The sequence below is a fragment of the Pseudomonas sp. Pseusp49 genome, from assembly GCF_059491875.1.
This window is the reverse complement of the sequence record NZ_CP168514.1, coordinates 4,785,905-4,812,368: the sequence shown is the minus strand read 5'-3', so window position 1 is coordinate 4,812,368 and position 26,464 is coordinate 4,785,905. Positions and strand designations below refer to the sequence as shown.

The following is a 26,464-nucleotide window of genomic DNA, read 5'->3' as shown; positions in this document are numbered from 1 at the left end:
TGCCTCAATGGGCATCGGCACTCGGCGCGGCCGGTGGTTGCACCTTGCGCATCAGGGGCACCATCGCCGTGGCAATGACAAAGCACACCCCGATCATCAGAAACGCGTCGCCATAGGTTTGTGTCTGGGCTTCGCGGTAGGTCAGCAACCATAGCTGATGCAGGCTGGCGGTGACCCCGGCATCACCGCTCTGGCCGAGGGCGGCGAAGTTGTTGCCGACCTGGGACAGCCATTGGTTGAGGGCCTCGTTGGTGCTGTTGAGGTTTTCCGCCAGCCGGGTGAAATGCAGGTTGGTGCGGTCGTTGAGAATGGTCGCACAGGCGGCGATACCGATAGCCCCGCCCAGGTTACGCATCAGGTTGAACAGCCCCGATGCATGTTTGAGCCGTGCCGGTGCCAGGCCGCCGAGGGTCAGCGTCACCGCGGGCGGCACCGCCAGTTGCTGGGCAATCCCGCGAAAGGCTTGCGGCAACATCAACTCCCTGGCCCCCCAGTCATGGGTGATCGGGCTGAAATCCCACATCGATAACGCGAACAGCCCGAGGCCGGTCATCATGATCCAGCGCAGGTCGACGCGGTTGGCCAGAAAGGCGTACAGCGGAATCGCCATGATCTGGAACACCCCGGTGGAGAAAACCGCCAGACCAATGTCCAGCGCACCGTATCCACGCACCCGGCCGAGGAACAGCGGCGTCAGGTAAATGGTGGCGAACAGGCCGATGCCGGTGACGAACGAGAAGAAGCAGCCCAGGGCAAAGTTGCGATCCTTCAGGGCGCGCAGGTCGACAATCGGATTGGCCACATGCAGGGTCCGGCCGATGAACGCCAGCCCGGCCAGGCCGCTGATCCACGCGGTGGTCAGGATCGTGCGGTCGCTGAACCAGTTCCAGCGCGGGCCTTCTTCGAGGGTATATTCCAGGCAGCCGAGGAACAGCGCCAGAAACACCATGCTCAAGTAATCCGCGCCTTTGAGCAGCGACAGTTCCGGCTGGTCGATTTTCACCAGCATCGGCACGGCCACCGCGACGAAAATCCCCGGCACCAGGTTGATGTAGAACAGCCAGTGCCAGGACGAGATGTCGGTGATCCATCCACCGATGACCGGCCCCAGTGTCGGCGCAAGGGACGCCACTGCGCCTATGGTCGCGGCGGCGATCACCCGTTGCTTGCCGGTGAAGAACACGAAGGCCGTGGTGAACACCATCGGGATCATCGAACCGCCGAGAAAGCCTTGCAGGGCGCGGAAGGCGATCATGCTCTGGATGTTCCAGGCCACGCCGCACAGCAGGCTGGTCAGGGTAAAACCCACCGCCGATGCGCAGAACAGCCAGCGTGTGGAAAACACCCGGGACAACCAGCCCGACAGCGGAATCACGATGATCTCGGCGATCAGGTAACTGGTTTGCACCCACGCGGTTTCGTCGGTGCCGGCGGAAAGTCCGCCGCCGATGTCACGCAACGAGGCCGAGACAATCTGGATATCCAGCAGCGCAATGAACATGCCGATGCACATGCTGGCAAAGGCGAAGACCTTGGTGGCCGTCGCCATGTCCGCGGCATTGAACGGTTGCGCCGGGGCGGCGAGGGCGCGGTTCATGGCGCGCTGGCCACGGCGGGCGCATCAGGCACCTTGCGCGTGTCCACTTCAGCGGTCACCGACAACCCCGGACGCAGGTGGCCGAGCACACTGTCGGCCGGGTCGAGGTGAATCCGCACCGGTACCCGCTGCACGATCTTGGTGAAGTTGCCGGTGGCGTTTTCCGGTGGCAATACGCTGAATTGCGAACCGCTGGCGGGGGCGAGGCTGTCCAGGTGACCGTGGAACTCCTGCCCCGACAGCACGTCGGCACGGATCACCACCCGTTGCCCCGGCACCATGTGCGCCAGTTGGTCTTCCTTGAAGTTGGCGTCGACCCACAGGCCGCTGGCCGGTACCACCGAGAGCAATTGCGAGCCGGCCTGGGCATAGGCGCCGACCCGTGCCCGACGGTTGCCGATCACGCCGTCAACCGGTGCCTTCAGTTCGGTGTAGCCGACATTCAATTGCGCCAGATCACGCTCGGCCCTGGCCTGGATCAAGGCGGCACGGGCCTGTTGTTTCTGGGTGTCGATCACATTCAACTGGCGTTGCGCGGCCAGCAATTCCGCCTGGGCGCGGTTGCTTTGCGCCTGGGCGGTCTTGAACGTGGTGTTGGCTCGCTGGGCGCTTTCCACCGAGACGGCGTTGGTGATCACCAGTTTTTTGTAGCGGGCATCGTCATCCCGCGAACGGGCGGTTTCGGCACCGGCGGCGTCGATGCCGGCGCGGGCCTGGCCGATGACCGCCTGTTGCAGTTGTTCGGTGGCGTCGAGGTTGGCCAGCAAGGCTTCCTGGGCGGCCACTGCGCCTTCGGCCTTGGCCAGATTGGCGCGGTAGTCGCGCGAATCGAGACGGATCAGCACATCGCCGGCCTTGACCTTCTGGTTGTCAGTCACCAGCACTTCGTCGATATAACCCGCCACCTTTGGCCCGATCACCGTTACGTCACCGCCGATGTAGGCGTCGTCGGTTTCTTCGATGAAACGCCCAGCCGTCCACCAATGCGCGCCATATACACCGGCCAATACCAACGCTGCGATGCCCACTGTTGGCAGCAGCAGGCGTTTGAGCAGGGGAGGTTTGGCGGCAGTCACCGGGGCAGCCAGGTCGGGTTCAACGGTGGACATGCTGGTCATGGAGGATTACCTGTTGGAGCGCTGGTTAATTATGATGGCTGTAATATGACGTGTGTAATATTTTGTGGCAAGTGGTTTTTGCTGCCGGTCGTCAGGTAGTTTTCCGGGAAGATGAGCTTCTGTGTGCGCTGGAGAACCCCTGTGGGAGCGGGCTTGCTCGCGAATGCGGTGTGTCAGCCAACATCGTCGCGGCCTGACACTCCCTCTTCGCGAGCAAGCCCGCTCCCACAGAGGATCCCGGCGCCGCCACCAACCCATCCTTGCCTTCCCGGTTGCAGCTGGCGGATAACGGCAATCCGTGTCGTTTCCCGTCAAGTACGTGCAAGGCGTCGCTCTACACTGCCAGGCAAACGATCAGAATCCGGGAGCCGGGGATGAATCTATCTGTCGAACAATTGCGAATCCGACTGGCCTGTGCGTTCCGCTGGGCGGCGCGGTTGAACCTGCACGAATCCATCGCCAATCACTTCAGCGTCGCGGTGTCCGGGGACGGCCGGGAGTTTTTGATCAACCCTTACGGCAGGCACTTCTCGCGGATCAAGGCCAGCGACCTGCTGCTGGTCAACGCCGACGACCCCGCCAGCCTCGACCGCCCGGACGCGCCGGACATCACCGCTTGGGCCTTGCACAGTGCCTTGCACCGCAATCAGCCCCACGCCCGATGCATCCTGCATACCCACTCGAAATACGCGACGGCCCTGGCCTGTCTGGCGGATTCACGGTTGCCGCCGATCGAGCAGAACTGCATGCGTTTTTTCGAGCGGGTGGTGATCGACGAAGGCTTCGACGGCATGGGCCTGGGAGACGAGGCGGAGCGGGTCAGCCGTCTGCTGGGGGATAAGCCGATTCTGCTGATGGGCAACCATGGCGTGCTGGTGGCGGCGCCGAGCATTGCCCAGGCGTTTGACGATCTGTATTACTTCGAGCGTGCCTGCGAGACCTACATCACCTCGCTTTCGACCGGCCGTGAACTGCGCATCGCCAGCGACGAAATCGCCCGCAAGACCTGCCGGCAATGGCTCGACTATCCGGGCTTTGCCGACAAGCATTTCAATGCGTTGATGGGCATTCTCGATGAGGAAGAACCGGGTTATCGCCTGTGAGTCAGTCTGCCTCGAGCGGTCGGTGTTCCTTGCGCAACGGCTGGCGCATCACCGGGGCGGTCCAGACCTGGCTGCGGTCTTCGCTGGGCGGGCAGCCGAAGCGGGCGCGATAGGTGCGGGAGAAATGCTCCAGTGAACCGAACCCGGAACAGGCCGCCACTTGCGCGACGCTCAGGCGCGTCTGTTGCAGCAGGCTGTGGGCCTTGGCCAGGCGCAGGGTGATGTAGTACTTGAGCGGCGACAGGCCGGTCTGATGCTTGAATTGGCGCTCCAGTTGTCGCCGTGACAGGCCGACCTGAACGGCAATCGCTTCGCAATCCAGCGGTTCTTCCAGCGCCTGTTCCATCAACCCGATGGCACGGCGAATCTTGCCGCCGTACAGCCCGGTGTTGGTCAGGCCGCCGTCCAGTTGATTGTCGGCCGGTGCGCGTACCTGGCCCATCAACAGGTGCATGCCGATTTCCCGCGCCAGTTCGCTGTCGAGGCTCTGGCCGATCCAGCCCAGCAGCATGTCCAGGGTCGTGGTGGCGCCGGCGCAGGTCATGCGCTGGCGTTCCAGAGTGTAGAGCTGTGGCCGGGCATGGACCCGTGGATAGCTCTCCTGAAACCCTTGCAGATTGTCCCAGTGCACGGCGGCTTCGTAGCCGTCGAGCACCCCGGCGGCGGCGAGCAGTTCGGTACCGGTTTCCACGCCCATCAACACCGCGCCGAACAGCGCCTGCTTGCGCAACCAGCTTTTGAGCGCGAGGTTGCGGCTGTGTTTGTGCACATCGAAACTGGCGAGCACCACGCACACATCGAAACCCTGATCGGCCTTCAAACCGTCATTGGCGACCGTGGTCAGGCCATTGCTGGCCTGTACCGGCTGGCCGTCCAGGGACAGCAGCGACCACTCGAACAAGGGCCGTTGAGTCAGCCAGTTGGCAATGGCCAGCGGCTCCAGCACGGCCGCCAGACCGAAGTTGGAAAACGACGGCAGCATCAGCACCGCGACCCGCAGTGGCGCGACCTCGCCGCGCCGCCAGGTGAAACGTGCATCGGTGCTGATGGACGACTGATTACTCATGAGTGATCTCTATCGTTGCTGCGTTTGCCATTGTGGGTGAATCCACACCGGGGCGTCGACGGCCGGCAGTGGCGGCAAGCCGCGAATCAGGTCGCTGGCCTTTTCCGCGATCATCACCGTCGGTGCATTGGTGTTGCCACTGACGATCACCGGCATGATCGAGGCGTCCACCACCCGTAATCCGTCGAGGCCATGCACCCGCAATTGCGCATCGACCACTGCTTCGGCATCGCCCGCCGGGCCCATCTTGCAGGTGCCGCTGGCATGGTAGCCGGTTTCCGTGACCTGCCTGGCCCAGGCGTCCAGTGCTGCATCACTTTGCGCTTGCGGGCCGGGCACCAGTTCTTCGCCCCGGAAAGCGGCCATGGCCGGTTGTGCGATGATCTCGCGCACCAGCCGCGCACCGGCACGCATGTCGGCTCGATCCTGCTCGGTTTTCAGGTAATTGAACAGGATGCGCGGCGGTTGCCTGGGGTCGGCGCTGTTGAGTGTGACGCTACCCAGGCTGGAGGGGCGCATCAGGTCGATATGGATCTGGAACGCATGGCCCGGCACCAGATCGACGCTGCCGGGTTTGACCGCCAAGGGCATGAAGGTCAGTTGCAGATCGGGATGTTCAATCCCGGCCCGGGAGCGGATGAACGCCCCGGCTTCAAAGTGGTTGCTCGCCGCCAGGCCGTCGTGAGTGGCGAACCAGCGTGCGCCGATCCACCACTTGCCCGGCGCGGTGGTCCACGGGTAGAGCGACACCGGCTGCTTGCAGCGGTATTGCACCACGGTGTCCGGGTGATCGTTGAGGCGGCGGCCAACACCGGGTAAATCATGCTTGACCGTGATCCCCAGATCCCGCAGCTCCGCCGCCGGGCCGACTCCAGATAGCAGCAACAGTTGCGGCGAGTTGATCGCCCCGGCGGTCAGTAATACTTCGCGCCGGGCAAAGGCCTGGCGGATCTCGCCGTTGTGTTCGTACTCAATGCCAACGGCGCGTTTGCCGTCGAACAGAACGCGCAAAGCCAGGGCATCAGTGCGCACCTGCACATTGCCGCGGGCCAATGCTTCACGCAGATAGCCACGGGCAGTGCTCCAGCGTCGTCCGTCGCGGGTGGTGCGGTCCACAGGGCCAAAGGCTTCCTGACGATACCCGTTCAGATCATCGCTCAGGCCATACCCGGCTTCGGCACCGGCCGCCAGAAACGCCGCGCACAACGGCGTCGTTGTATCGCCCGGGGTGACGTGCAGATGGCCTGCCGCGCCGCGGTAATCGTCCGCGCCATCTGCATGGGTTTGCGCACGCTTGAAATACGGCAGCACATCCTGATAACGCCAGCCGTCGCAGCCCTGTTCGGCCCAGCCGTCGTAGTCCCGGGCATGGCCACGGATGTAGACCATGCCATTGATCGACGACGAACCGCCCAGCGTGCGGCCTCGCGGTGTGCCGATCCGGCGACCGTCCAGATACGGCTCCGGTTCGGAGCTGTAGCTCCAGTTGTAGCGCGTGCCGCCAACCACCAGGCCTACGGCGGACGGCATGTCGATCGTCCAGCTCTGGTCCGCCGGGCCGGCCTCCAGCAGCAGAATCCGCACCCTCAGGTCTTCGCCCAGACGATTGGCCAACACGCAGCCAGCGGACCCTGCGCCCACTATCAGGTAATCAAATTCATGATCGGACATGGTTTAGGGTGCTCCCTAAATGAAAGGTCAGGACACATAACCCTGTGGGAGCGGGCTTGCTCGCGAATGCGGAGTATCAGGCAATGAAAATGTCGACTGACACTCCGCTTTCGCGAGCAAGCTCGCTCCCACAGGGACGGCATTCGTCCGGTCAATTCGCGGTCGACCCATGAATCCCGTTGAATACCAACCGATGGAAGTGATGCACCAGATGCTCGCTTTCATTGCTGCGCTGGGCATCGATCATGTAGCGGCCCTGGTCGTAACCGAGCGAATGCAGGCCCTTCTGCACTGAGATGTTCAGGGCGATGTCCTCCGGCCCCAGATCCTCGTTCATCCACTTCATGCACGACGTACTCACCGCCGCAGTCTCGGCATTGCTGGAGTAGTAACCGAAGCGCAGCAGCGAGCGCTCGGCGTCCAGCGGAATCATGATGAATGAGCCCAGGAACTCCGAGAACGGGAAGGTGTAGAAGGTATTGTTCGGCCACATGCCGATGTTGAAGAAGCACTCGTCCGGGTTGAGATCCTTGCGCAGCGGCACGCCGTAGGCTTCGGTCACTGAGAGGTTGGCCGGGGCGATGTAGGTCCACCAGTTGTCGCGTTTGCTCAATTGGTAGCCCTTGAAGTCAATCAGCCGGGCCAGGTCGATGTGGCAAGGCCCCGACAGTTTGAAGTGATAACCCTCGATGGAGTTATCCATGATCACTTTCCAGTTGGCCGGTACGATCACGTCTTGCTCTTCGATCAGGCGCATGTCGGCCAGGTCCGGAAACACCCGGCGCATTTCCTCGTCCGCCCCGGGGAACAAATCTCGCAGGGACGGCGCAGCCGGGTCGAGGTTGAAGTAAATGAAGCCGCCCAATTCTTCGGTGCGGATCTGCGGGATGTTGAACTGCTGCAACTCGAAGTTCTTCATCTTCTCGCAGCGGGGTGCGCTGCGCAGGCTGCCGTCCATTTCGTAGCACCACGAGTGATAGGCGCAACGCACCACGCCACCGGTGGTGCCGCGCCGTTCTTCGAGCAGGCGATTGCCGCGATGCTGGCAAACGTTATGGAAGGCGTGGATCTGGCCCTGACGGTTTTTCGCCACCACTACGCTCTGGTCGAACAGATCCGTGACCACGTACTGTCCCGGCTCGGCGAACTCACTGACGTGCCCGGCCACGTGCCAGGCGTGCATGAAAATGTTGTCGCGCTCGGCCTTGAACAGTGTTTCGTCATAGAAGTAACGCGAGGGCAGGGTGAAGGCTTCTTCCGGGTCCTGATGGTCCCAGCCGTCGATCGGGCTCTGCTGCTTACGGTTCTGGAAACTGTGCATGGGGCGATCTCCTCAGTGACTGGCCGCGCGGTACGGCTTCGTGTTCTGAGGGGTAATCTAGGGTGCGGGGCGGGGGCGGTATTGATCGATTGCGACCAGTTGCGCGGAGAAAACATCAAGTACACCCCCTGTAGGAGCTGCCGCAGGCTGCGATCTTTTGATCTTGAACAATCAAAGTCAAAAGATCGCAGCCTGCGGCAGCTCCTACAGGAGGGCGTGTGAAGGGCGTGGGTTGCTTAGGTGCGTTCGAAAATCGCCGCAATCCCCTGGCCGCCGCCGATGCACATGGTCACCAGCGCGTAACGGCCGCCGGTGCGGTGCAGTTCGTGGATGGCCTTGGTGGCGATGATCGCGCCGGTCGCGCCCACCGGGTGGCCCAGGGCGATGCCCGAACCGTTCGGGTTGACCTTGGCCGGGTCGAGGTCCAGTTCCTGGCTGACGGCGCAGGCCTGGGCGGCGAAGGCGATGTTGGCTTCGATCACGTCGAGGTCGGCGACGGTCAGGCCGGCGCGTTTGAGTGCCAGGCGGGTGGCCGGGATCGGGCCCAGGCCCATGAATTCCGGTTCGACGCCGGCGTGGGCGTAGCTGACCAGGCGGGCCAGTGGCTTCAGGTTGTTGGCCTGGACCGCGTTGCCGCTGGCCATGACCAGTGCGGCGGCGCCGTCGTTCAGGCCCGAGGCGTTGCCGGCGGTGACCGAACCGTCCTTCTTGAACGCCGGCTTCATGGCTGCCAGTTGTTCCAGGGACGTGGCGCGCGGGTGTTCGTCGACGCTGAACAGTTTGACGCCTTTGCGATCCTGGATTTCCACGGTCGCGATCTGCTCGCTGAAGAAGCCGTTGGCAATCGCGTGTGCCGCGCGTTTCTGGTCTTCCAGGGCCAGGGCGTCCTGCATTTCGCGGGTGATGCCGTTGCGCGCGGCGACGTTTTCGGCGGTGATGCCCATGTGGATGCCATGGAAGGGGTCATGCAGGATGCCGAGCATGTAGTCGATGACCTGGGCGTTGCCCATGCGCGAACCCCAACGGGCGGACGGCATCAGGTACGGGCCACGGCTCATGGATTCGGCACCGGCGCCGACGACGATGTCGGCATCGCCGAGCATCAGGGTCTGGGCGGCGTTGATGATCGCTTGCAGGCCGGAACCGCACAGGCGGTTGACGTTGTAGGCCGGGGTTTCCTTCGGGATGCCGGCGTTCATCGCGGCGACGCGGGAGATGTAGGCGTCGCGGGTTTCGGTCGGGATCACGTTGCCCATCACCAGATGGCCAACGAGCGCCGGGTCCACGGCGGCTCGCTCCAGGGCTGCTTTAACGGCCGTGGTCGCGAGGTCGGCCAGGGGCACGTCCTTGAGCGAACCGCCGAAGGTACCGATGGCGGTACGGGCGGCGCTGACGACGTAGATTTCCGGAGTGTTCATGGCTGGTTTCCTTTCGGTGGATTCTTGTCTGTACTGCGATTGAGCAGGGCGTTCAAGGCGGTTTTCGCCTCGTCGGTATTCAGGCGCTGGATGAACAGCGTGTTTTCTTCGCGCAGGGTGGCTTCCAGTTCCGGCAACGTCGCCTGCTTCATCAACTGCCGGGACTGGCGCAAGGCCTCCTGGGGCAGGGCCAAAAAGCGCTGGGCGATTTTTCTGGCCGCTGCCAGGCATTGCTCGCCATCGTCGAAGGCTTCGTTGGCGATGCCCCAGTTCACCGCGTCGTTGCCGTCCAGGCCGTTGCCCAGCAGGAGCAGGCTCGCGGCGCGGGCGTGGCCGAGTCGACGGGGCAGCAACAGGCTGGCACCGAACTCGGGGCACAGACCGATGTTGACGAACGGCATGCGCAGCTTGGCGTTGCGGGTGACCAGCACCTGATCGCAATGCAGCAGCAACGTAGTACCAATGCCGATGGCCGCCCCGCAGACTGCCGCGATCAGCGGCTTTTGCAGGCGCGTGACGACCTTCATCAAGTAGAACGCCGGGGCGTCCAGATGCGTCGGCGGATGCTGGAGGAAATCCACCAGGTCATTGCCACTGGTGAAGCAGGCCGGGCCGCCGGTAAGGATGATCACGCCGGTCTGCGGGTCTTCGTCGGCGGCCAGCAACAGGTCGGCCAGTTGCGTGTACATGGCGTTGTTCAGCGCGTTGAGCTTGTCCGGGCGGTCGATGGTCAGCGTCAACACGCCGTCGCGTTGCTCGTGTTTGATCAAATCTGTCATCGCAGGCTCCGCAGGGTCGGTTCAGGCTGCCACTTTAAGCGCCGGACAAATCCCGATCTATGGCAAAACGGGTCAACTGCGCTGCCGCTTTTTGCCATGCCGGTGTGCCAAAAACGACACACACCCATTCGGGGTATGGTTCCGCCCGGCCAATCGACCAATAGTGGAGGCACCCGCTCATCCAGAGCCGAACTCGCTATAAGGTGCATTTGCTATGGGCAAGACACTGCTTAAGGTGATTTCCAGTCTGTTTGTTGTACCGCTGACCTTTCATGCCTACGCCGCACAAGTGGACGAGAGCAATACGCTGCGGCTCTATAACTGGGCGGATTACATCGGTGAAAAAACCATCGCCGACTTCGAAAAGGCCACCGGTATCAAGGTGGTCTACGACACCTTCGACTCTTATGAAACGGTGCAGGCCAAGTTGCTCACCGGCCATTCCGGTTATGACCTGATCGTGTTGAACGCCTCGCTCGCGCCACCCCTGATCAAGGCCAAGGTGTTCCAGCCGCTGGACAAAAAACAGCTGCCGGGCTGGACCAACCTCGACCCGCAAGTTCTCGAGGATCTGCAGGGCTATGACCCCGGCACCCAGTACTCGGCGCCCTACACCTGGGGCAGCAACGGCGTGACTTACAACGTCGACAAGATCAAGGAGCGCATGCCGGACGCGCCGATCGGTTCGCTGGCGATGATCTTCGATCCGAAGATCGTCTCGCGCTTCGCCGACTGTGGCGTGACCCTGCTCGATGCGCCGACCGAAGTCATCCCCATGGCCTTGACGTACCTGGGACGCGATCCGAGAAGCGCCGCGCCGGAGGATCTGAAAGCCGCCCAGGACTTGCTGTTGTCGGTGCGGCCCTACATCCGCAAATTCGACTCGGTCAACTACCTGACCAGCCTGCCCAACGGCGATGTGTGCATGGCCATGACCTGGTCCGGCGACTACGCCACGGCCATGGCCCGCGCTGCAGAAGCCAAGAAGCAGATCAACCTGGCGTACTTCATCCCCAAGGAAGGCTCGCTGATCTGGTTCGACAACCTGTACATCCCGGCCGATGCAACGCACGTCGCCAATGCGCACAAATTCCTGGAATACCTGATGCAGCCGCAGGTGATGGCGGATGTGAGTGACTACATCAATTACGCCAACAGTAACGCAGCGGCCACGCCCCTGTTGAACGCCGAAGTGCGCGACAACCCGGCGATCTACCCCGATGCACAGACCCGCAAGCGCCTGTTCCCGCAGAAGACCCAGGACGCCAAGGACATGCGGGCGATTACCCGGGTCTGGAGCACCGTGAAAAGCGGCATCTGATTTGTTCGATCGTGAGTCATTTCGGTTAGAGGTTTATTTATGGCGACGCCAACACGCAGCGTTTTTTCCCCAGCGGACGAGTCCCGGCTGGTCAAGGCCGACAAGGCCCATCACATGCACGGCTACCACATGTTCGACGAACATGCCGAACAAGGCTCGTTGAACATCGTTGCCGGCGATGGCGCCTACATCTACGACACCCAGGGCAACCGCTTTCTCGATGCGGTGGGCGGCATGTGGTGCACCAACATCGGCCTGGGCCGCGAGGAAATGGCCGAGGCCATCGCCGACCAGGTGCGCCAGCTGGCCTATTCGAACCCGTTTTCCGACATGTCGAACAACGTCGCCATCCAGCTGTGCGAAAAACTCGCCAGCCTGGCTCCCGGCGATCTCGACCATGTGTTCCTGACCACCGGCGGCTCCACCGCGGTGGACACTGCTTACCGGCTGATCCAGTACTACCAGAACTGCCGTGGCAAGCCGGAAAAGAAACACGTCATCGCCCGGTTCAACGCCTATCACGGCTCCACCACCCTGACCATGTCGATCGGCAACAAGGCTGCCGACCGGGTGCCGGAGTTCGATTACGCCAACCCGCTGATCCACCACGTCTCCAACCCCAACCCGTACCGCGCGCCGGACGGCATGGACGAGGCGCAGTTCCTCGACTTCCTGGTCAAGGAGTTCGAAGACAAGATCCTGGCCATCGGCGCGGACAAGGTCGCCGCTTTCTTTGCCGAGCCGATCATGGGCTCGGGCGGAGTGATCATTCCGCCCCGGGGCTACCTCAAGCGCATGTGGGACGTCTGCCAGCGCTACGACATCCTGTTCGTCGCCGACGAAGTGGTGACCTCGTTCGGGCGCCTCGGCAAGTTCTTCGCTTCCCGGGATGTGTTCGACGTGCAGCCCGACATCATCACCACCGCCAAGGGCCTGACCTCGGCCTACCTGCCGCTGGGCGCGTGCATTTTTTCCGAGCGCATCTGGAAAGTCATCGCCGAGCCGGGCAAGGGCCGCTGCTTCACCCACGGCTTCACCTACAGCGGCCACCCGGTGTGCTGCACGGCGGCGCTGAAGAACATCGAAATCATCGAGCGGGAAAACCTGCTGGCCCATGTCGACACGGTGGGGGCTTATCTGGAAGAACGCCTGGCAACCTTGCGCGACTTGCCGCTGGTGGGGGATGTGCGCTGCCAGAAACTCATGGCCTGCGTGGAGTTCGTGGCGGATAAACGCACCAAGGCGCTGTTCCCCGACGAGATCAACATCGGCGAGAAGATCCACGTGCGGGCCCAGGCCCGGGGCTTGCTGGTGCGGCCGATCATGCACCTCAACGTGATGTCGCCACCGTTGATCCTGACGTTTGCCCAGGTCGATGAAATCGTCGAGACCTTGCGCGACTGCATTGTCGAAGTGGCCGCTGAGCTTCAGGCCAGCGGTCAGTATGGCGGCCAATGAACTCGCTAAACAGGCTTTTACCAAGGGCCTGCGCACCCGCTAGACTGCGGGGCATGAGCAAACCAGACGACGATACGCTGATCGCGATGCCCTTCGGGGCGTTGCACAAATGGCATGGGGGAATGCGCGAGGCATTCGCCCATGTCGATGAGCCTGACGCCCTGCAGTACCTGGCGTCAGCGTTGGCGCAGCTGGTGTCCGTCGAGTCGATGATGATCAGCCTGGAGCGCAAGGACCGCGCGCCACAGCTGCTGCATCAGCGCGGGATTGCCCAGGAGTATCAGGTCTCGATTCTTGAGCGCTATTTTTCCGGGGGCTATTTGCTCGACCCGTTCTGCCTGGCGGTGGAGCAGGGGTTGGCGCAAGGCTTCTATCACCTGGAGGAAATCGCCCCGGACAACTTCTTCGACAGTGACTACTACAAATCCTATTACCTGAAGGCGGGCTGTTCGGAAGACAGCTACTACATCGTCGATACCGGCAATGACACGAAGATTTCCGTCAGCCTCTATCAGGGTTTCGGCGGTGAATGCCTGAGCGACGAACAGTTGAACCTGCTGCGCGCCGTCGAACCGCTGGTGCGTGAATTCATCAGCGAATTCAGCCAGCGTGGACTGCTGCGCAGTGCCGGGATCGAGCGTGATGACGAGCAAGGCCTGCGCGATGATCTCAAGCATCGCGTGCAGGCGGCGTTCGAAAATTTCGGTTGTGAATTGCTCACCGAACGCGAGCGGGAAGTGGCGCACATGGTATTGCGCGGGCACTCGGTGAAGTCCACGGCCAGCCAGATGAACATCTCGCCAGAAACCGTGCGCATGCACCGCAAGAACCTGTACCTGAAGCTGGAGGTGGGTTCGCAGTCGGAGTTGTTTGCGCTGTTTATCGAGTGGTTGCGCAAGCACTGACAAGCAAAAGATCGCAGCCTGCGGCAGCTCCTACAGGGGTGGCGTACACCCGGATGCACCCAATCCCTGTAGGAGCTGCCGCAGGCTGCGATCTTTTGATCTTCTACTCAGACGGATCGACCCGGTCCAGAGCCCGATTGACCGCCAACTCCCCCAGCATGATGACTTGCGCAATACCCAGCAGCGTATTGCGACTCGACCCCTCCGTCCGGTCCGCCAGATCCATGGTCATGACATTGGCCGAAGCCAGTGACTCGCAGGCATGAGCCAGAAGGCTTTCGGTATCGAGTTCAGGGTTAACGAAAAACATCGTGCACAGTTTGCGTGGAGTGGTCTGTATGTCGGCGAATGAGGGGATGCGCTCGGAAGGTGTTTCCGAATAGTTGTTCGGCGGATTCGGTGTGGGTTTGATCATAAATGCTTCCCTTTAATAGTAGGGCCGCACCATTTCGCGACTAAACGTAGGGGTGGCGGCTGTGCGCAAGTTAGTCGACCGGCAAGGAAAGCAAAAACCGGCGCGTCCGAAGACGCCAAGCGCACAGCCACCATCGAGCGCAGGCTGATACCTGACTGATGATACTCATGCGACCGCTTTAACCTTGCCCGGGCGACTAAACCCGATCACTGACAATCAGTGACGCGAATCAAGTTACCGAGCGGCCCCAAGGCGCACAAGCCGGCGGATTCTGGGGTAACTGTAGGCAACGACGCAAGGCGCTGTGGCTTTCGGGAAGTAACCTCGCGGCCTTTTAAACAAGCAGTAACTTGCCCATAAAAGCGCCGCGAATAAAGGCCCGCAAACCCAATTTGCCGCAGCCGCAGTCATGCGCAAATTGATCTCATCAACCATCGAGAGGTGAAGTGAAGAGGCCGGTGGTACGTCAGGGAGACACGCATCAAAAGTCAAAAGATCGCAGCCTGCGGCAGCTCCTACAAGGGTGGCGTACACCCGGATGTACCCGATCCCTGTAGGAGCTGCCGCAGGCTGCGATCTTTTGCGCTTGACCTTTACTCTTCGCGCTTGACCACCAGGGTCAAAATGTCATAACTCGCCACCAACTCACCCAACTGATTGGTGACCTCCACATCCCACGCCACCACCCCCTGCGGAATCCCCTGCGGGCTCTTCTTGCCCTGGTCGATCTTGCGTTTGCAGGTCAGGCGCGCCTGGATGGTGTCGCCGATGCCCACCGGGTTGATGAAGCGCAGGGTGTCCAGGCCGTAGTTGGCCAGCACCGGGCCGACGCCGGGGGAGACGAACAACCCGGCCGCTGCCGACAGCACGAAGTAACCGTGGGCGATGCGCTTGCCGAATTGCGATTCCTTGGCCGCGATGTCGTCGAAGTGCATGTAGAAGTGGTCGCCCGACAGGCAGCCGAAGTTCACCAGGTCCGCTTCGGTGACGGTGCGGCGGTGAGTCAGCAGCGACTCGCCGATTTGCAGGTCCTGGAAATGGCGACGGAACGGATGCACGTCGGTTTCGATGACCTTGGCGCCGCGCACGTATTCGCCGGTGACCGCTGCCAGCATGGTTGGCGAACCTTGCACCGCCGCGCGTTGCAGGTAGTGTTTCACCGCGCGCAGGCCGCCGAGTTCTTCACCGCCGCCGGCTCGGCCCGGGCCGCCGTGCTTGAGTTGTGGCAGCGGCGAACCGTGACCGGTGGATTCGCCGGCGCAGTGGCGATCCAGCACCAGCAGGCGCCCGTGCCAGGCTGCCGCCACCGGAATCGCCTTGGCAGCGATCTGCGGATCCTTGGTCACCAGGCTGGCCACCAGGCTGCCTTTGCCGCGCGCGGCCAGGGCCAGGGCTTCGTCGAGATCGTCGTAGGCCATCAGGGTGCTGACCGGGCCGAACGCTTCGATGTCATGGGCACCGCCCTCGGCATGCGGGTCACGGGCCTGCAACAGGGTCGGGGCGAAGAACGCGCCTTTGTCGACATGTTCACCGCGCGGTTCAAAACCGTCGCGGGCGCCGAACAGCATGTCGCTGCTCTGCAACAGGGCTTCCAGGCGTTCGGCCACGTCTTTCTGCTGGTCGTGGGAAGCCAGTGCGCCCATGCGCACGCCTTCCACCGACGGGTCGCCGACCACCACTTTGGCCAGGCGATCACGCAGACGGGTAGCGACGGCGTCGATGTGTTTGGCCGGCACGATGGCGCGGCGGATGGCGGTGCATTTCTGCCCGGCCTTGGTGGTCATTTCCCGGGCGACTTCCTTGATGAACAGCTCGAACTCTTCGTCGTCCGGGGTCACGTCCGGGGCGAGGATCGCGCAGTTCAGCGAGTCGGCTTCGGCGGTGAACGGTACCGAGTTGCGGATCAGGTTCGGGTTGACCCGCAGCTTGGCCGCCGTGTCGGCGGAACCGGTGAAGGTCACCACGTCCTGGCCCTGCAGGCGGTCGAGCAGGTCGCCGGTGCCACCGATGATCAGTTGCAGGCTGCCCGCCGGAAGCAGGCCGGACTCATCCATCAGGCGCACCACGGCTTCGGTCAGGTAGCTGGTGGCGCTGGCCGGTTTGACGATGCACGGCATGCCGGCGAGGAAGCTCGGCGCGAACTTCTCCAGCATGCCCCAGATCGGGAAGTTGAAGGCATTGATGTGCACGGCCACGCCACCGCGCGGCACGAGGATGTGGGTACCGGCGAAGGTGCCCATTTTGCTCAGTTGCAGCGCCGGGCCTTCGTGGACGACGTTGCCCGACGGCAGTTCCCGCGAACCGAGGCTGGCGTAGGTGAACAGCGTGCTGTTGCCGCCCTCGATGTCGATCCAACTGTCGGCACGGGTCGCGCCGCTGTGGTGGGAGATCGCGTAGAGCTGTTCCTTGCGCTCGCTCAGGTACAGGGCCAGGGCCTTGAGACGCTGGGCGCGTTGCTGGAAGTCCAGCGCCATCAAGCCGCTGATGCCCTGGCGACGGCCGTGCTCGATGGCTTCGGCGAAGTCCGGGCGCTCTTCATGGGTACGGAAGATCTCATGGCCGTCGATGGCGCTGCGCAGGATTTGTGCGCCGTGTTGGCCGATCCAGCGGCCGGCGATGAAGCTTTGCAGGGTAGGGGCTTGGGACATGCTGACTCCTGGAATCAATATATTGGGTTGCTGCAAATCCCTGTGGGAGCGGGCTTGCCCGCAATCGGGCCATCAAATTCAACATTGATGCTGCCTGGCATTCAGTCTTCGCGGGCAAGCTCGCTCCCGCAGGGGAGATGTGGCAGCAGTGAGAACGGGGTATCAAAGCTGATCGAAATCCAGCACCACCTTGTCGCTGATCGGGAACGCCTGGCACGACAGCACATAGCCGGCGGCCACTTCGTAGTCTTCCAGGGCGTGGTTGCTGTCCATTTCCACTTCGCCTTCGATGACCTTGCACTTGCAGGTCGAGCACACGCCGGCCTTGCACGAGTAGGGCAGTTCCGCACCTTGCTCGTTACCGGCGTCGAGGATGCTCTGGCTGTTGCGCGGCAAGTCGAAGGCCAGGGCGCGGCCATCGCTGATCACGGTGATCTGGCTGACCGCCGCATCGACCTGGCGGGCGGCTTCGCGGGCCGCACGTTTTTGCTCGCTGCCGGCGGCGGCGAACAGTTCGAAATGGATGCGCTCAGGTGGCATGCCCTTGGCCTTGAGGCTGTCGCGCACGGTCTCGGTCATTTCCTGCGGGCCGCAGATAAACGCCGCATCGAGCGCCTTGACGTCGAGCCAGCGGGTGAACAGCTGCTCGCACTTCTCGGCGTTGATCCGGCCGTTGTACAGGTCGACGTCCTGCTGCTCGCGGCTGAACACGAAGATCAGGTTCAGGCGTTGCAGGTAGCGGTTCTTCAGGTCTTCCAGCTGCTCACGAAACAGCGCGCCGGAGCTGGAGCGGTTGCCGTACAGCAGGGTGACGCGGCTGTGGGGTTCGGTTTCCAGGGTGGTCTTGATGATCGACAGGATTGGCGTGATCCCGCTGCCCGCGGCTACGGCCAGGTAGTTGCCGTGGCGAGCCGGGTCGAGCTCGACGCAGAAATGCCCGGCCGGCGGCATCACTTCCAGGATGTGCCCGGCCTTGAGCTGTTCGTTGGCAAACGCCGAAAAGCGTCCACCGGCCACACGCTTGACCGCAATACGCAATTCACCGTCGTTGACCCCGGTGCAGATCGAATAGGAGCGGCGTACTTCTTCGCCGTCCAGTTGGGTGCGCATCACCAGGTGCTGGCCCTGGGTGAAGTGGAAGCTGTCTTGCAGGTGCTGCGGAATCTCGAAGGCGATGGACACCGCGTCACGGGTCTCGGCGCGCACGTCCTTGATGGTCAGGCTGTGAAATTTGCTCATTGTTGTTCTCCAGCTGGGACGGCCGATTCGCCGCTCAGATGCACTTGAAATAGTCGAACGGTTCTCGGCAATCGACGCAGCGGTACAGCGCCTTGCAGGCGGTGGAGCCGAACTCGCTGAGGACCTCGGTGTGGGCGCTGCCGCATTGCGGGCACACAACCTGCGGGCTTTCACCGAGCAGGCTGCGCTTGCTGGTGCTGCCCTCCGGCGGCGCAATGCCGTAGGCGCGCAGGCGTTCACGGCCGCTGTCGCTGATCCAGTCGGTGGTCCAGGCCGGGGTCAACTTGCGCTCCAATTGCGGCGCCTTGAACCCGGCGAGTTCCAGGGCTTCGCGGATATCGCTCTCGATCACTTCGGTGGCCGGGCAGCCGGAGTAGGTCGGCGTGACCACCACGTGAAGGTGGCCGGCCTGCCAGTCCAGGTCGCGGACGATGCCCAGGTCAACCACGCTGACCACCGGCACTTCCGGGTCCATGACCTCAGCCAGAATCGCCCATGCGGCGGCCAGGTCGGTCGGCCCCGCCGGCCGGGCACCGAGGTCGCTGGCGATCAGCTCACCAGGTTGCATCGGGGTACGCTCGTGGCAGGCATTGCATCTCGGCCAGCAGGATGCCCAGGTGTTCGCTGTGCAGGCCCTTGCGGGCATTCAGGTAGAAATAGCTCGGCGCGGCGGGCACGGGCAGGGTGGCGCTGGCGAAGATCTGCTCGACCTTGGCCTGCCACTGGGCGGCCACGCTGGCGATGTCCGGGGTGATGCCGGCTTCGCACAGGCGCTGTTCGCTGTCGTCGGCGGCGATCAGTTCGACGGTGAAGCGCCAGACTTCAGGGATGGCCGCGAGCATGCGCTTGTGGCTTTCCTCGGTGCCGTCGCCCAGACGTTCGATCCACTCGCCGGAGCGGCGCAGGTGATAGGTCACTTCCTTTACCGCCTTGGCGGCGATCCCGGCGATGCGTTCGTCGCTGGACTGGCTCAGGCCCTGCAGCACCGGCAAATGCCAGGCGTCGTAGAGGAACTGCTTGAGCATGGTCACCGCGAAGTCGCCGTTGGGTTGTTCCACCAGCAGCAGGTTGCGGTAAGCGCGCTCGTCGCGGCGAAACGCCAGGTGATCGGCGTCGCGGCCGTCGTCCAGCAGTTCGGCAGCGTATTCCAGCCAGTTGCGCGCCTGGCCCACCAGGTCGAGGCCGACGTTCATCAGCGCCAGCTCTTCTTCCAGTGCCGGGGCCTTGCCGCACCACTGGCACAGGCGCTGGCCCTGGATCAGGGCGCTGTCGCCGAGGCGCAGCAGGTATTCGATCAGATCAGTCTTGTTGTCCATGGTCGACCTCACATGTGCCCGACTTCGGCCGGCAGCTCGTAGAAGCTGGCGTGGCGGTAGACCTTGTCGTCCGACGGATCGAACAGCGGGTCTTTTTCATCCGGCGACGAGGCGGTGATCAATGCCGAAGGCACCACCCACAGGCTCACGCCTTCGCTGCGACGGGTGTAGAGCTCGCGCGCGTTTTCGATGGCCATGGTGGTGTCGGCGGCATGCACGCTGCCGACGTGCTTGTGGTTCAGGCCGTGCTTGCTGCGCACGAAGACTTCGAAGAGGGTCCACTCGGACATTTCAGTTACTCCACATCTGTTCGGTTTTTGCTGGCGGGGCGGAAGATCAAAAGATCGCAGCCTTCGGCAGCTCCTGCATGGAATCACCGGCTTCTGTAGGAGCTGCCGCAGGCTGCGATCTTTTAGCGGCTCTGGAGCCGCTGAAGATCAAGATCAAAAGATCGCAGCCTGCGGCAGCTCCTACAGGGGGGGCGGTTTGACTTACGCGGCGTTCTTGTTTTGTTTTTTGCGGGCATGGGCGACGGCGGCTTCGCGAACCCAGGCGCCGTCTTCGATCGCCTTGCGGCGGGCGGCGACGCGTTCCTGGTTGCACGGGCCGTTGCCCTTGAGCACTTCGTAGAATTCGTTCCACTGGATCTGGCCGAAGTCGTAGTGGCCGCGCTCGGCGTTCCACTTCAAGTCCGGGTCGGGGCAGGTGCAGCCCAGCAGCTCCAGCTGCGGGATGGTCTGGTCGATGAAGCGCTGGCGCAGTTCGTCGTTGCTCTGGCGCTTGATTTTCCAGGCCATGGACTGGGCGCTGTTCGGCGAGTGTTCGTCGCTTGGGCCAAACATCATCAGCGACGGCCACCACAGGCGGTTGATCGCGTCCTGGACCATGTCTTTTTGCGCCTGGTTACCGTGGCGCATCATGGTCAGGAGGATTTCGTAGCCCTGGCGCTGGTGGAAGCTCTCTTCCTTGCAGATGCGGATCATCGCCCGGGAATACGGGCCGTAGGAGGTGCGTTGCAGCACCACCTGGTTGACGATCGCCGCACCATCCACCAGCCAGCCCACCGCGCCCATGTCGGCCCAGTTCAGCGTCGGGTAATTGAAGATGCTCGAGTACTTGGCCTTGCCGCTGTGCAGTTTGGCGATCTCTTCATCACGGTCGGCGCCGAGGGTTTCCATGGCGCTGTACAGGTACAGGCCGTGGCCGGCTTCGTCCTGGATCTTGGCCATCAGTTGCAGTTTGCGTTTGAGCGACGGCGCGCGGGTGACCCAGTTGCCTTCGGGCAGCATGCCGACGATTTCGGAGTGGGCGTGCTGGGAGATCTGCCGGATCAGGGTCTGGCGGTAGGCATCTGGCATCCAGTTCTTGGCTTCGATCTTGATTTCTGAATCGATTTTTTCCTGGAAGGCGCGTTCCTGGTCGGACATTTCCGAGAGGTCCTTGATGCGCTTTACGCCTGTTTCTACGAGCTGTGCGTACATTTTTGAGTTCCCGCCTTGAATCTGTTCTGGGGCATGTGGACTTTATAAGCGATACAGAATTTAATATCAAACACAAAATGACGTGTCGTATTTGTTTTTTGTATCGCTTTGGGGGTTGGGGGGCTTTGGGTGGGGGTGCATATCCGTTTCTTCGGTTGCGGCGGCTGGCGGTTTCGCCCTTACGGCGACTCACTTTTTTTACAAGCGCCTAAAAAAAGTAAGCAAAAAAACGCTCGCCCCGAACGTACGGCCCCTCGCTGAGGCTCGGGGTACCTTCGCTCCGGTATTCATCCGGGGGCATTGCCCTCCGGTCGGCTTCGCTTCGACCTACATGCAATGAGTTCGACTGCGTCGAACGGCGCTGTGCGCCAGTCCCCGGATGAACACCTCCACTCAGCCTGCCGAGGGGGCGGGTGGATCAAGATCAAGAGCTGCAGGCGAGCTAACGCTCGGCCTGTAGGAGCTGCCGCAGGCTGCGATCTTTTGATCTTGATCTTCCGCCTCTCCGACATTGTCAAAAACCAGAATCAAAAGATCGCAGCCTGCGGCAGCTCCTACACGGAAAAACGCACGCATCAGAATCAGGCCGGCCGGTAGGCCGCCTCGCTTTGCTTTTGCGGTGTACGCCCCCTCGTGAGGCCGAGCGCAGGTTCTGCGCAGTGGGCAACCCGGCATGGATGCCGGGTTAGCCGCCCCCGGCCATGGATGGCCGATGGCGGCGGGCCCACGGAGCAGGACCGGAGCGAGGGCATGCCGAGCCACGGCGAGGCACCGAATGTCAGGGGCAAGAGCGTTTGGTTACTTTGCGCTTTTCAAAGTGACCCGCTGTAAGAGCGGAACCATAGGAGGCCGTTACCGAAGAAACGGATATGTACGCAATCAACAAAAGACAGGCCGGCAGTCAGGCCGCCTTCGCGAGCAAGCTCGCTCCCACAGGGATTGTGCTCGGCTCCAGAGTCAGCGAAGCCCCGGCAAAAAAAAGCCCCGCAATAAGCGGGGCCATAAAGGGTGCAGCAGTCATGCTTTAGGACGTTTATCCAACACGTGGCAAGCCTTGCCCTCGGATCGCTTGATCGAGTGGAAAGGCTGCAAAACAACCCGCGAACTGATCCCGATATACGTCTTGATGTGTTTGCTCAATTCCCCGCAAACAGCCTTCTGCTGTTCATCGCTCAGGTGCTGGTGCTCGGCCTTCAACTCGACATGCACATCGACACTGTCCAGGTTGCCATTGCGATACAGATGGATCTCATAGCACTCGGCGAGTTGTTTGACTTTGAGTACCTGTTCCTCGATCTGTGTCGGAAACACGTTGACCCCGCGGATGATCAGCATGTCGTCGCTGCGTCCGGTGATCTTGTCGATGCGGCGCATCGGTCGCGCCGTACCCGGCAGCAGGCGCGTCAGGTCGCGGGTGCGGTAGCGGATCATCGGCAAAGCTTCTTTGCTCAGGGAGGTGAACACCAGTTCGCCCATCTGCCCGTCCGGCAGTACTTCGCCAGTGACCGGGTCGATGATTTCCGGGTAGAAGTGGTCTTCCCAGATGGTCGGGCCGTCCTTGGTTTCGGCGCATTCCATGGCGACACCTGGCCCCATGATTTCCGACAGGCCGTAGATGTCCAGGGCGGTGATGCCCAGGCGCGCCTCGATGGCGCTGCGCAGTTCGGCGGTCCAGGGTTCGGCGCCGAAGATGCCCAGGCGCAGGGCGAGTTTGTGCGGGTCGATGCCCTGGCGCTCGATTTCGTCGGCGATGTTGAGCATGTACGACGGCGTGACCATGATGATGTCCGGCTGGAAATCCTTGATCAGTTGCACTTGTTTTTCGGTCTGGCCGCCGGACATCGGGATCACCGTGCAACCCAGGCGTTCGGCACCGTAGTGCGCGCCGAGTCCGCCGGTAAACAGGCCGTAGCCATAGGAGATGTGCACCTTGTCGCCACGGCGGCCACCGGCGGCGCGGATCGAGCGGGCCACCACGTTGGCCCAGGTGTCGATGTCGTTCTGGGTGTAGCCGACCACGGTCGGTTTGCCGGTGGTGCCGCTGGACGCGTGCAGGCGCACGATGTCGTTCATCGGCACGGCAAACATGCCGTAGGGGTAGTTGTCACGCAGGTCGGATTTGGTGGTGAAAGGGAATTTCGCCAGGTCGTCGAGGGACTTGATGTCGTCCGGGTGCACGCCCAGCGCATCGAAACGCTGACGGTACAGCGGCACGTTGTTGTAGGCGTGGTTCAGGCTCCAGCGCAGGCGCTCGAGCTGATGTTGGCGCAGCTCGTCGATGCTGGCGGTTTCCAGCGGGTCCAGCACAGGGTTCAGCACGGCTTGGGCAATTGGCATGTTCATGTGTTCACTCGAATTGTTTTTGTGTTCCAGCCCTTTTGCACAAGGGCTTTGAGTGCATGCCCCAAGGATACCTCTCGGCTCCTTGGGAATCGCGATTCTTTAGTGGGATAGACGCTCGATGATCAGCGCGATCCCCTGGCCGACGCCGATGCACATGGTGCACAGGGCGTAGCGGCCGTTACGTTCCTCAAGCTCATGCAGGGCGGTGGTCACCAGTCGCGCGCCGCTCATGCCCAACGGGTGGCCGAGGGCGATGGCGCCGCCGTTGGGGTTGACCCGCGGATCGGTGTCGCTCAGGCCAAGCTCGCGCAGCACCGCCAGACCCTGTGCCGCAAACGCTTCGTTGAGCTCGATCACGTCCATGTCGGCCAGGCTCAGGTTGGCCACTTCCAGCACCTTGCGCGTGGCCGGCACCGGGCCGATGCCCATGATTCGTGGTTCGACGCCGGCGGTGGCCATGGCCACGACTCGGCCACGGGCGGTCAGGCCGTGGCGCTTGGCGACTTCCGGGCTGGCCAGCAGCAGCGCGCAGGCGCCGTCGTTGACCCCGGAGGCGTTGCCGGCGGTGATGCTGCCGCCTTCACGGAACGGCGTGCCGAGTTTGGCAAGCTGTTCGAGCGTGGTGTCGCCGCGTGGATGTTCGTCGTGCTCGACCACTTTGGCCGGGCCTTTGCGCTGCGGGATTTCCACGGCGACGATTTCTTTCGCCAGGCGCCCGTTGGCCTGGGCGGCCGCTGCACGCTGCTGGCTGCGCAGGGCGAAGGCGTCCTGGTCGGCCCGGGAGATGTTGAACTGTTCGGCGACGTTCTCCGCGGTTTCCGGCATGGAGTCGATGCCGTAGGCCTTTTTCATCAGCGGATTGACGAAGCGCCAGCCGATGGTGGTGTCGAAGATCTCGGCCGCACGGGAAAACGCCTGCTCGGCCTTGCCCATCACCAGCGGAGCGCGGGACATCGACTCAACACCGCCAACCAGCATCAACCCGGTTTCGCCGCTGCGAATCGCCCGGGCAGCCGTGCCCACCGCGTCCAGCCCGGAGCCGCACAGGCGATTGAGGGTGGTGCCGGGCACGCTGACCGGCAATCCGGCCAGCAGGGCCGACATGCGCGCGACGTTGCGGTTGTCTTCGCCGGCCTGGTTGGCGCAGCCGTAGATCACGTCGTCGACGGTGCTCCAGTCGACTTGCGGGTGGCGGCGCAGCAGTTCGCGCAGCGGCACCGCGCCGAGGTCGTCGGCGCGCACGCTGCTCAGGACCCCGGCGTAGCGGCCTATCGGGGTGCGGACGGCGTCGATGATCAGGGCGTCATTCATTCGGGGTCTCCTGCGTCAGCACCGGGCCGCGCACTTTGTAGGATTTGCCATGGAACAGGGCGATCAACTGGCCCTGCTGGTTTTCGATACGCACGTCGTAGTTGCCGGTGCGCCCGGAACGGCTCTGCTCGATGCAGTCGGCATTGAGCGTGTCACCCAAGCGGGCCGGGGCGATGTAGTCGATGCTGCAACCGATGGCCACGGTGGCTTCGTTGTAGCTGTTGCAGGCAAAGGCGAACGCCGAATCGGCGAGGGCGAACAGGTAGCCGCCGTGGCAGGTGCCGTGGCCCTGGACCATGTCGGCGCGCACGGTCATGCCGACCCGGGCGCAACCGGGGCCGGCCGAGAGCAGGCGCATGCCCATGGCCTGGCTGGCGGCGTCGCGCTGGAACAGCGATTGCGCGCATTCACTGGCCAGGGTCATGGCTTCATGGTTAGTCATGGAAGGTTCTCCCTTCGGCGACGCGACGGCGCAGCAGCAGCGACGGCCGGTAGCGTTCTTCGCCGTAACTGGCTTGCAGGTTTTCCAGCGTTTGAAGAATGTGCGACAGGCCAATGACATCGGCCCAGGCCAGCGGCCCTTGCGGATAATTGACCCCGGCGCGCATCGCCAAATCGATGTCGGCGGCCGACGCCACGCCCTGCAGCAGGGCATCGGCGGCTTCGTTGGCGAGCATCGCCACGGTGCGCAGGACGGCGAGGGCCGGGCTGTCGCTGAGCAGGCTGACCTTGAGGCCGGCCCGTTGCAGCAGGGCCACGCCTTGTTCGAGGGCCTGCGGATCGATGCCTGCCGCATGGCTGATGGCGATGCGTTTGGCATTGGCGTAATCGAACGCCAGATCCAGCAGGATCAGGTTACGCAGGCCATCATCGCGAGCCCGCTGACAGGCCATGCGTCCATCGCTCAAGGCCAGCACGGCATCACCGACTCGCAGCAAGCCCAGACCATCGCGCTGGACGATCTCGACGCCTTGTTCATGCAAGCGTGCGAGCAAACCTTGAGCAATACCGAGGTTGCCCTCCACGGCACAGACCTCGACCTTCGCATCGCTGCTGATTTCAGCGGCTTGCGGGCGTTCCGCGCCTTGGGCGTAGCAGTAGAAACCCTGGCCGCTCTTGCGTCCCAGGCGTCCGCCGTCCACCAGTTCTTTCTGGATCAGCGACGGCAGGAAACGCGTGTCCTGGTAATAGGCGTCGAACACCGAGCAGGTCACGGCGTAGTTGACGTCGTGGCCGATCAAATCGGTCAGCTCGAACGCGCCCATGGCAAAGCCGCCGGCTTCGCGCATCAACGCATCCAGGGTCGGGCAGTCGGCCGCGCCTTCCTGCAGCATCCGCAGGCTTTCGGCATAGAACGGCCGGGCCACGCGGTTGACGATGAAGCCCGGCGTGGAGCGGGTGTGCACCGGTTTTTTGCCCCAGGCCTTGGCGGTGTCGTACAGGCACTCAGCCAGGATGGGATCGCTGGCCAGGCCGGAAACGATTTCCACGAGTGCCATGACCGGCGCCGGGTTGAAGAAGTGCAGGCCGAGCAGGCGCTCCGGATGTGCAAGCTGCGCGGCGATGCTGGTGATCGACAGCGACGAGGTGTTGCTGGCCAGAATGCAGTGTTCGCTACAGATGCCTTCGAGCTGGCGGAACAGTGCACGCTTGACCTCGAGGTTCTCGACGATGGCTTCGATGATCAGCTCGCAATCGGCCAGGGCTTCGATAGCTTCCACCGCTTGCAGGCGGGCAATGGTTGCGCTGCGTGACTCGGCGGACAGCTTGCCGCTTTCGACTCGTTTGCCCAGCTGCCGATCGATGCCTTCGATGGCCTGGGCAGCGGCACCGGGGCGGTTGTCCAGCAGCAACACCGGATGGCCGGCTTGCGCCGCGACCTGGGCGATGCCGGCGCCCATGGCCCCGGCGCCGATCACGGCAATGCGTGCAGAGGTGTTCAATGCGGTCATGA

The 26,464-nt window shown here is 62.8% G+C and carries 22 protein-coding genes; 4 read left to right on the top strand and 18 right to left on the bottom strand.

The window, feature by feature from the left end; all coding sequences use genetic code 11:
- Positions 1-4 precede the first annotated feature (4 nt).
- Positions 5-1,597 (bottom strand): DHA2 family efflux MFS transporter permease subunit, encoded by a 1,593-nt coding sequence (locus ACEN83_RS21470; RefSeq protein ID WP_495578357.1) that lies wholly within the window; start codon positions 1,595-1,597, stop codon positions 5-7.
- A complete protein-coding gene (locus tag ACEN83_RS21465; protein WP_495578356.1) occupies positions 1,594-2,715 on the bottom strand; it encodes an HlyD family secretion protein in 1,122 nt (373 codons plus the stop codon). The genes ACEN83_RS21470 and ACEN83_RS21465 overlap by 4 nt, the downstream gene beginning before the upstream one ends.
- A 374-nt stretch (positions 2,716-3,089) precedes the next feature.
- Here ACEN83_RS21465 and ACEN83_RS21460 point away from each other — a divergent pair, with 374 nt between their 5' ends.
- The gene (locus ACEN83_RS21460; RefSeq protein ID WP_495578355.1) at positions 3,090-3,818 is read left to right on the top strand and encodes a class II aldolase and adducin N-terminal domain-containing protein; all 729 of its coding nucleotides are present in this window, start codon (positions 3,090-3,092) and stop codon (positions 3,816-3,818) included.
- A 1-nt stretch (position 3,819) separates the two neighbouring features.
- Here the strand turns inward: ACEN83_RS21460 and ACEN83_RS21455 are convergent, their stop codons facing one another.
- The 5 genes from ACEN83_RS21455 to ACEN83_RS21435 all read right to left on the bottom strand — a co-directional run bounded on the left by ACEN83_RS21455 (position 3,820) and on the right by ACEN83_RS21435 (position 10,073).
- Positions 3,820-4,884 carry a GlxA family transcriptional regulator gene (locus ACEN83_RS21455; protein ID WP_495578354.1) on the bottom strand — a complete coding sequence of 355 codons (1,065 nt, stop codon included), beginning with the start codon at positions 4,882-4,884 and terminating at the stop codon, positions 3,820-3,822.
- 9 nt (positions 4,885-4,893) lie between these two features.
- On the bottom strand, positions 4,894-6,555 hold the full coding sequence (locus ACEN83_RS21450; protein ID WP_495578353.1) for a choline dehydrogenase: 1,662 nt from the start codon (positions 6,553-6,555) through the stop codon (positions 4,894-4,896).
- A gap of 151 nt (positions 6,556-6,706) precedes the next feature.
- The gene (locus tag ACEN83_RS21445) at positions 6,707-7,876 is read right to left on the bottom strand and encodes an aromatic ring-hydroxylating oxygenase subunit alpha (RefSeq protein WP_116581518.1); all 1,170 of its coding nucleotides are present in this window, start codon (positions 7,874-7,876) and stop codon (positions 6,707-6,709) included.
- Positions 7,877-8,112: 236 nt separating this feature from the next.
- Positions 8,113-9,294: an acetyl-CoA C-acyltransferase family protein gene (locus ACEN83_RS21440; RefSeq protein WP_495578352.1), complete on the bottom strand. Its 1,182-nt coding sequence runs from the start codon at positions 9,292-9,294 to the stop codon at positions 8,113-8,115.
- Complete coding sequence (locus tag ACEN83_RS21435; RefSeq protein WP_495578351.1) at positions 9,291-10,073, bottom strand: enoyl-CoA hydratase-related protein; 783 nt, start codon at positions 10,071-10,073, stop codon at positions 9,291-9,293. Before ACEN83_RS21435 ends, ACEN83_RS21440 begins: the two co-directional genes overlap by 4 nt.
- A gap of 214 nt (positions 10,074-10,287) precedes the next feature.
- On the opposite strand from ACEN83_RS21435, the gene ACEN83_RS21430 reads away from it, so the two are divergent.
- From ACEN83_RS21430 to ACEN83_RS21420, 3 genes are read left to right on the top strand one after another with little or no spacing between them, the layout of a single operon-like run.
- A complete protein-coding gene (locus tag ACEN83_RS21430; RefSeq protein WP_495578350.1) occupies positions 10,288-11,394 on the top strand; it encodes a polyamine ABC transporter substrate-binding protein in 1,107 nt (368 codons plus the stop codon).
- A gap of 39 nt (positions 11,395-11,433) precedes the next feature.
- Positions 11,434-12,852: an aminotransferase gene (locus ACEN83_RS21425; RefSeq protein WP_495578349.1), complete on the top strand. Its 1,419-nt coding sequence runs from the start codon at positions 11,434-11,436 to the stop codon at positions 12,850-12,852.
- Entirely contained in the window at positions 12,849-13,757 is a 909-nt protein-coding gene (locus ACEN83_RS21420) for a helix-turn-helix transcriptional regulator (RefSeq protein WP_008049805.1), read from the top strand. Before ACEN83_RS21425 ends, ACEN83_RS21420 begins: the two co-directional genes overlap by 4 nt.
- 103 nt (positions 13,758-13,860) lie before the next feature.
- Here ACEN83_RS21420 and ACEN83_RS21415 read toward each other — a convergent pair whose 3' ends face one another.
- The 11 genes from ACEN83_RS21415 to paaH all read right to left on the bottom strand — a co-directional run bounded on the left by ACEN83_RS21415 (position 13,861) and on the right by paaH (position 26,462).
- Complete coding sequence (locus ACEN83_RS21415; protein WP_218503901.1) at positions 13,861-14,172, bottom strand: DUF6124 family protein; 312 nt, start codon at positions 14,170-14,172, stop codon at positions 13,861-13,863.
- Between the two features lie 593 nt (positions 14,173-14,765).
- A complete protein-coding gene (paaZ, locus tag ACEN83_RS21410; RefSeq protein ID WP_495578348.1) occupies positions 14,766-16,820 on the bottom strand; it encodes a phenylacetic acid degradation bifunctional protein PaaZ in 2,055 nt (684 codons plus the stop codon).
- A 162-nt stretch (positions 16,821-16,982) separates the two neighbouring features.
- A complete protein-coding gene (paaE, locus tag ACEN83_RS21405; protein ID WP_495578347.1) occupies positions 16,983-18,059 on the bottom strand; it encodes a 1,2-phenylacetyl-CoA epoxidase subunit PaaE in 1,077 nt (358 codons plus the stop codon).
- Positions 18,060-18,093: 34 nt separating this feature from the next.
- Positions 18,094-18,627 (bottom strand): 1,2-phenylacetyl-CoA epoxidase subunit PaaD, encoded by a 534-nt coding sequence (paaD, locus tag ACEN83_RS21400; RefSeq protein WP_495578346.1) that lies wholly within the window; start codon positions 18,625-18,627, stop codon positions 18,094-18,096.
- Positions 18,614-19,375: a 1,2-phenylacetyl-CoA epoxidase subunit PaaC gene (gene paaC, locus ACEN83_RS21395; RefSeq protein WP_495578345.1), complete on the bottom strand. Its 762-nt coding sequence runs from the start codon at positions 19,373-19,375 to the stop codon at positions 18,614-18,616. Before paaC ends, paaD begins: the two co-directional genes overlap by 14 nt.
- 8 nt (positions 19,376-19,383) lie before the next feature.
- Complete coding sequence (gene paaB / locus ACEN83_RS21390) at positions 19,384-19,665, bottom strand: 1,2-phenylacetyl-CoA epoxidase subunit PaaB (RefSeq protein WP_007943393.1); 282 nt, start codon at positions 19,663-19,665, stop codon at positions 19,384-19,386.
- A gap of 201 nt (positions 19,666-19,866) precedes the next feature.
- The gene (gene paaA, locus ACEN83_RS21385; protein WP_495578344.1) at positions 19,867-20,856 is read right to left on the bottom strand and encodes a 1,2-phenylacetyl-CoA epoxidase subunit PaaA; all 990 of its coding nucleotides are present in this window, start codon (positions 20,854-20,856) and stop codon (positions 19,867-19,869) included.
- Positions 20,857-21,873: 1,017 nt separating this feature from the next.
- Complete coding sequence (paaK, locus tag ACEN83_RS21380) at positions 21,874-23,199, bottom strand: phenylacetate--CoA ligase PaaK (RefSeq protein ID WP_495578343.1); 1,326 nt, start codon at positions 23,197-23,199, stop codon at positions 21,874-21,876.
- A gap of 99 nt (positions 23,200-23,298) precedes the next feature.
- Complete coding sequence (gene pcaF, locus ACEN83_RS21375) at positions 23,299-24,510, bottom strand: 3-oxoadipyl-CoA thiolase (protein ID WP_429392348.1); 1,212 nt, start codon at positions 24,508-24,510, stop codon at positions 23,299-23,301.
- The gene (paaI, locus tag ACEN83_RS21370; RefSeq protein WP_007972024.1) at positions 24,503-24,952 is read right to left on the bottom strand and encodes a hydroxyphenylacetyl-CoA thioesterase PaaI; all 450 of its coding nucleotides are present in this window, start codon (positions 24,950-24,952) and stop codon (positions 24,503-24,505) included. Before paaI ends, pcaF begins: the two co-directional genes overlap by 8 nt.
- The gene (paaH, locus tag ACEN83_RS21365; RefSeq protein WP_495578342.1) at positions 24,945-26,462 is read right to left on the bottom strand and encodes a 3-hydroxyacyl-CoA dehydrogenase PaaH; all 1,518 of its coding nucleotides are present in this window, start codon (positions 26,460-26,462) and stop codon (positions 24,945-24,947) included. Before paaH ends, paaI begins: the two co-directional genes overlap by 8 nt.
- Positions 26,463-26,464: the final 2 nt, after the last annotated feature.

Excerpts from the sequence above, each read along its gene's own strand:
- ACEN83_RS21470 (WP_495578357.1), bottom strand. The coding sequence starts at position 1,597 with ATGAACCGCGCCCTCGCCGCCCCGGCGCAACCGTTCAATGCCGCGGAC.
- ACEN83_RS21465 (WP_495578356.1), bottom strand. The coding sequence starts at position 2,715 with ATGACCAGCATGTCCACCGTTGAACCCGACCTGGCTGCCCCGGTGACT.
- ACEN83_RS21460 (WP_495578355.1), top strand. The coding sequence starts at position 3,090 with ATGAATCTATCTGTCGAACAATTGCGAATCCGACTGGCCTGTGCGTTC.
- ACEN83_RS21455 (WP_495578354.1), bottom strand. The coding sequence starts at position 4,884 with ATGAGTAATCAGTCGTCCATCAGCACCGATGCACGTTTCACCTGGCGG.
- ACEN83_RS21450 (WP_495578353.1), bottom strand. The coding sequence starts at position 6,555 with ATGTCCGATCATGAATTTGATTACCTGATAGTGGGCGCAGGGTCCGCT.
- ACEN83_RS21445 (WP_116581518.1), bottom strand. The coding sequence starts at position 7,876 with ATGCACAGTTTCCAGAACCGTAAGCAGCAGAGCCCGATCGACGGCTGG.
- ACEN83_RS21440 (WP_495578352.1), bottom strand. The coding sequence starts at position 9,294 with ATGAACACTCCGGAAATCTACGTCGTCAGCGCCGCCCGTACCGCCATC.
- ACEN83_RS21435 (WP_495578351.1), bottom strand. The coding sequence starts at position 10,073 with ATGACAGATTTGATCAAACACGAGCAACGCGACGGCGTGTTGACGCTG.
- ACEN83_RS21430 (WP_495578350.1), top strand. The coding sequence starts at position 10,288 with ATGGGCAAGACACTGCTTAAGGTGATTTCCAGTCTGTTTGTTGTACCG.
- ACEN83_RS21425 (WP_495578349.1), top strand. The coding sequence starts at position 11,434 with ATGGCGACGCCAACACGCAGCGTTTTTTCCCCAGCGGACGAGTCCCGG.
- ACEN83_RS21420 (WP_008049805.1), top strand. The coding sequence starts at position 12,849 with ATGAACTCGCTAAACAGGCTTTTACCAAGGGCCTGCGCACCCGCTAGA.
- ACEN83_RS21415 (WP_218503901.1), bottom strand. The coding sequence starts at position 14,172 with ATGATCAAACCCACACCGAATCCGCCGAACAACTATTCGGAAACACCT.
- paaZ (WP_495578348.1), bottom strand. The coding sequence starts at position 16,820 with ATGTCCCAAGCCCCTACCCTGCAAAGCTTCATCGCCGGCCGCTGGATC.
- paaE (WP_495578347.1), bottom strand. The coding sequence starts at position 18,059 with ATGAGCAAATTTCACAGCCTGACCATCAAGGACGTGCGCGCCGAGACC.
- paaD (WP_495578346.1), bottom strand. The coding sequence starts at position 18,627 with ATGCAACCTGGTGAGCTGATCGCCAGCGACCTCGGTGCCCGGCCGGCG.
- paaC (WP_495578345.1), bottom strand. The coding sequence starts at position 19,375 with ATGGACAACAAGACTGATCTGATCGAATACCTGCTGCGCCTCGGCGAC.
- paaB (WP_007943393.1), bottom strand. The coding sequence starts at position 19,665 with ATGTCCGAGTGGACCCTCTTCGAAGTCTTCGTGCGCAGCAAGCACGGC.
- paaA (WP_495578344.1), bottom strand. The coding sequence starts at position 20,856 with ATGTACGCACAGCTCGTAGAAACAGGCGTAAAGCGCATCAAGGACCTC.
- paaK (WP_495578343.1), bottom strand. The coding sequence starts at position 23,199 with ATGAACATGCCAATTGCCCAAGCCGTGCTGAACCCTGTGCTGGACCCG.
- pcaF (WP_429392348.1), bottom strand. The coding sequence starts at position 24,510 with ATGAATGACGCCCTGATCATCGACGCCGTCCGCACCCCGATAGGCCGC.
- paaI (WP_007972024.1), bottom strand. The coding sequence starts at position 24,952 with ATGACTAACCATGAAGCCATGACCCTGGCCAGTGAATGCGCGCAATCG.
- paaH (WP_495578342.1), bottom strand. The coding sequence starts at position 26,462 with ATGACCGCATTGAACACCTCTGCACGCATTGCCGTGATCGGCGCCGGG.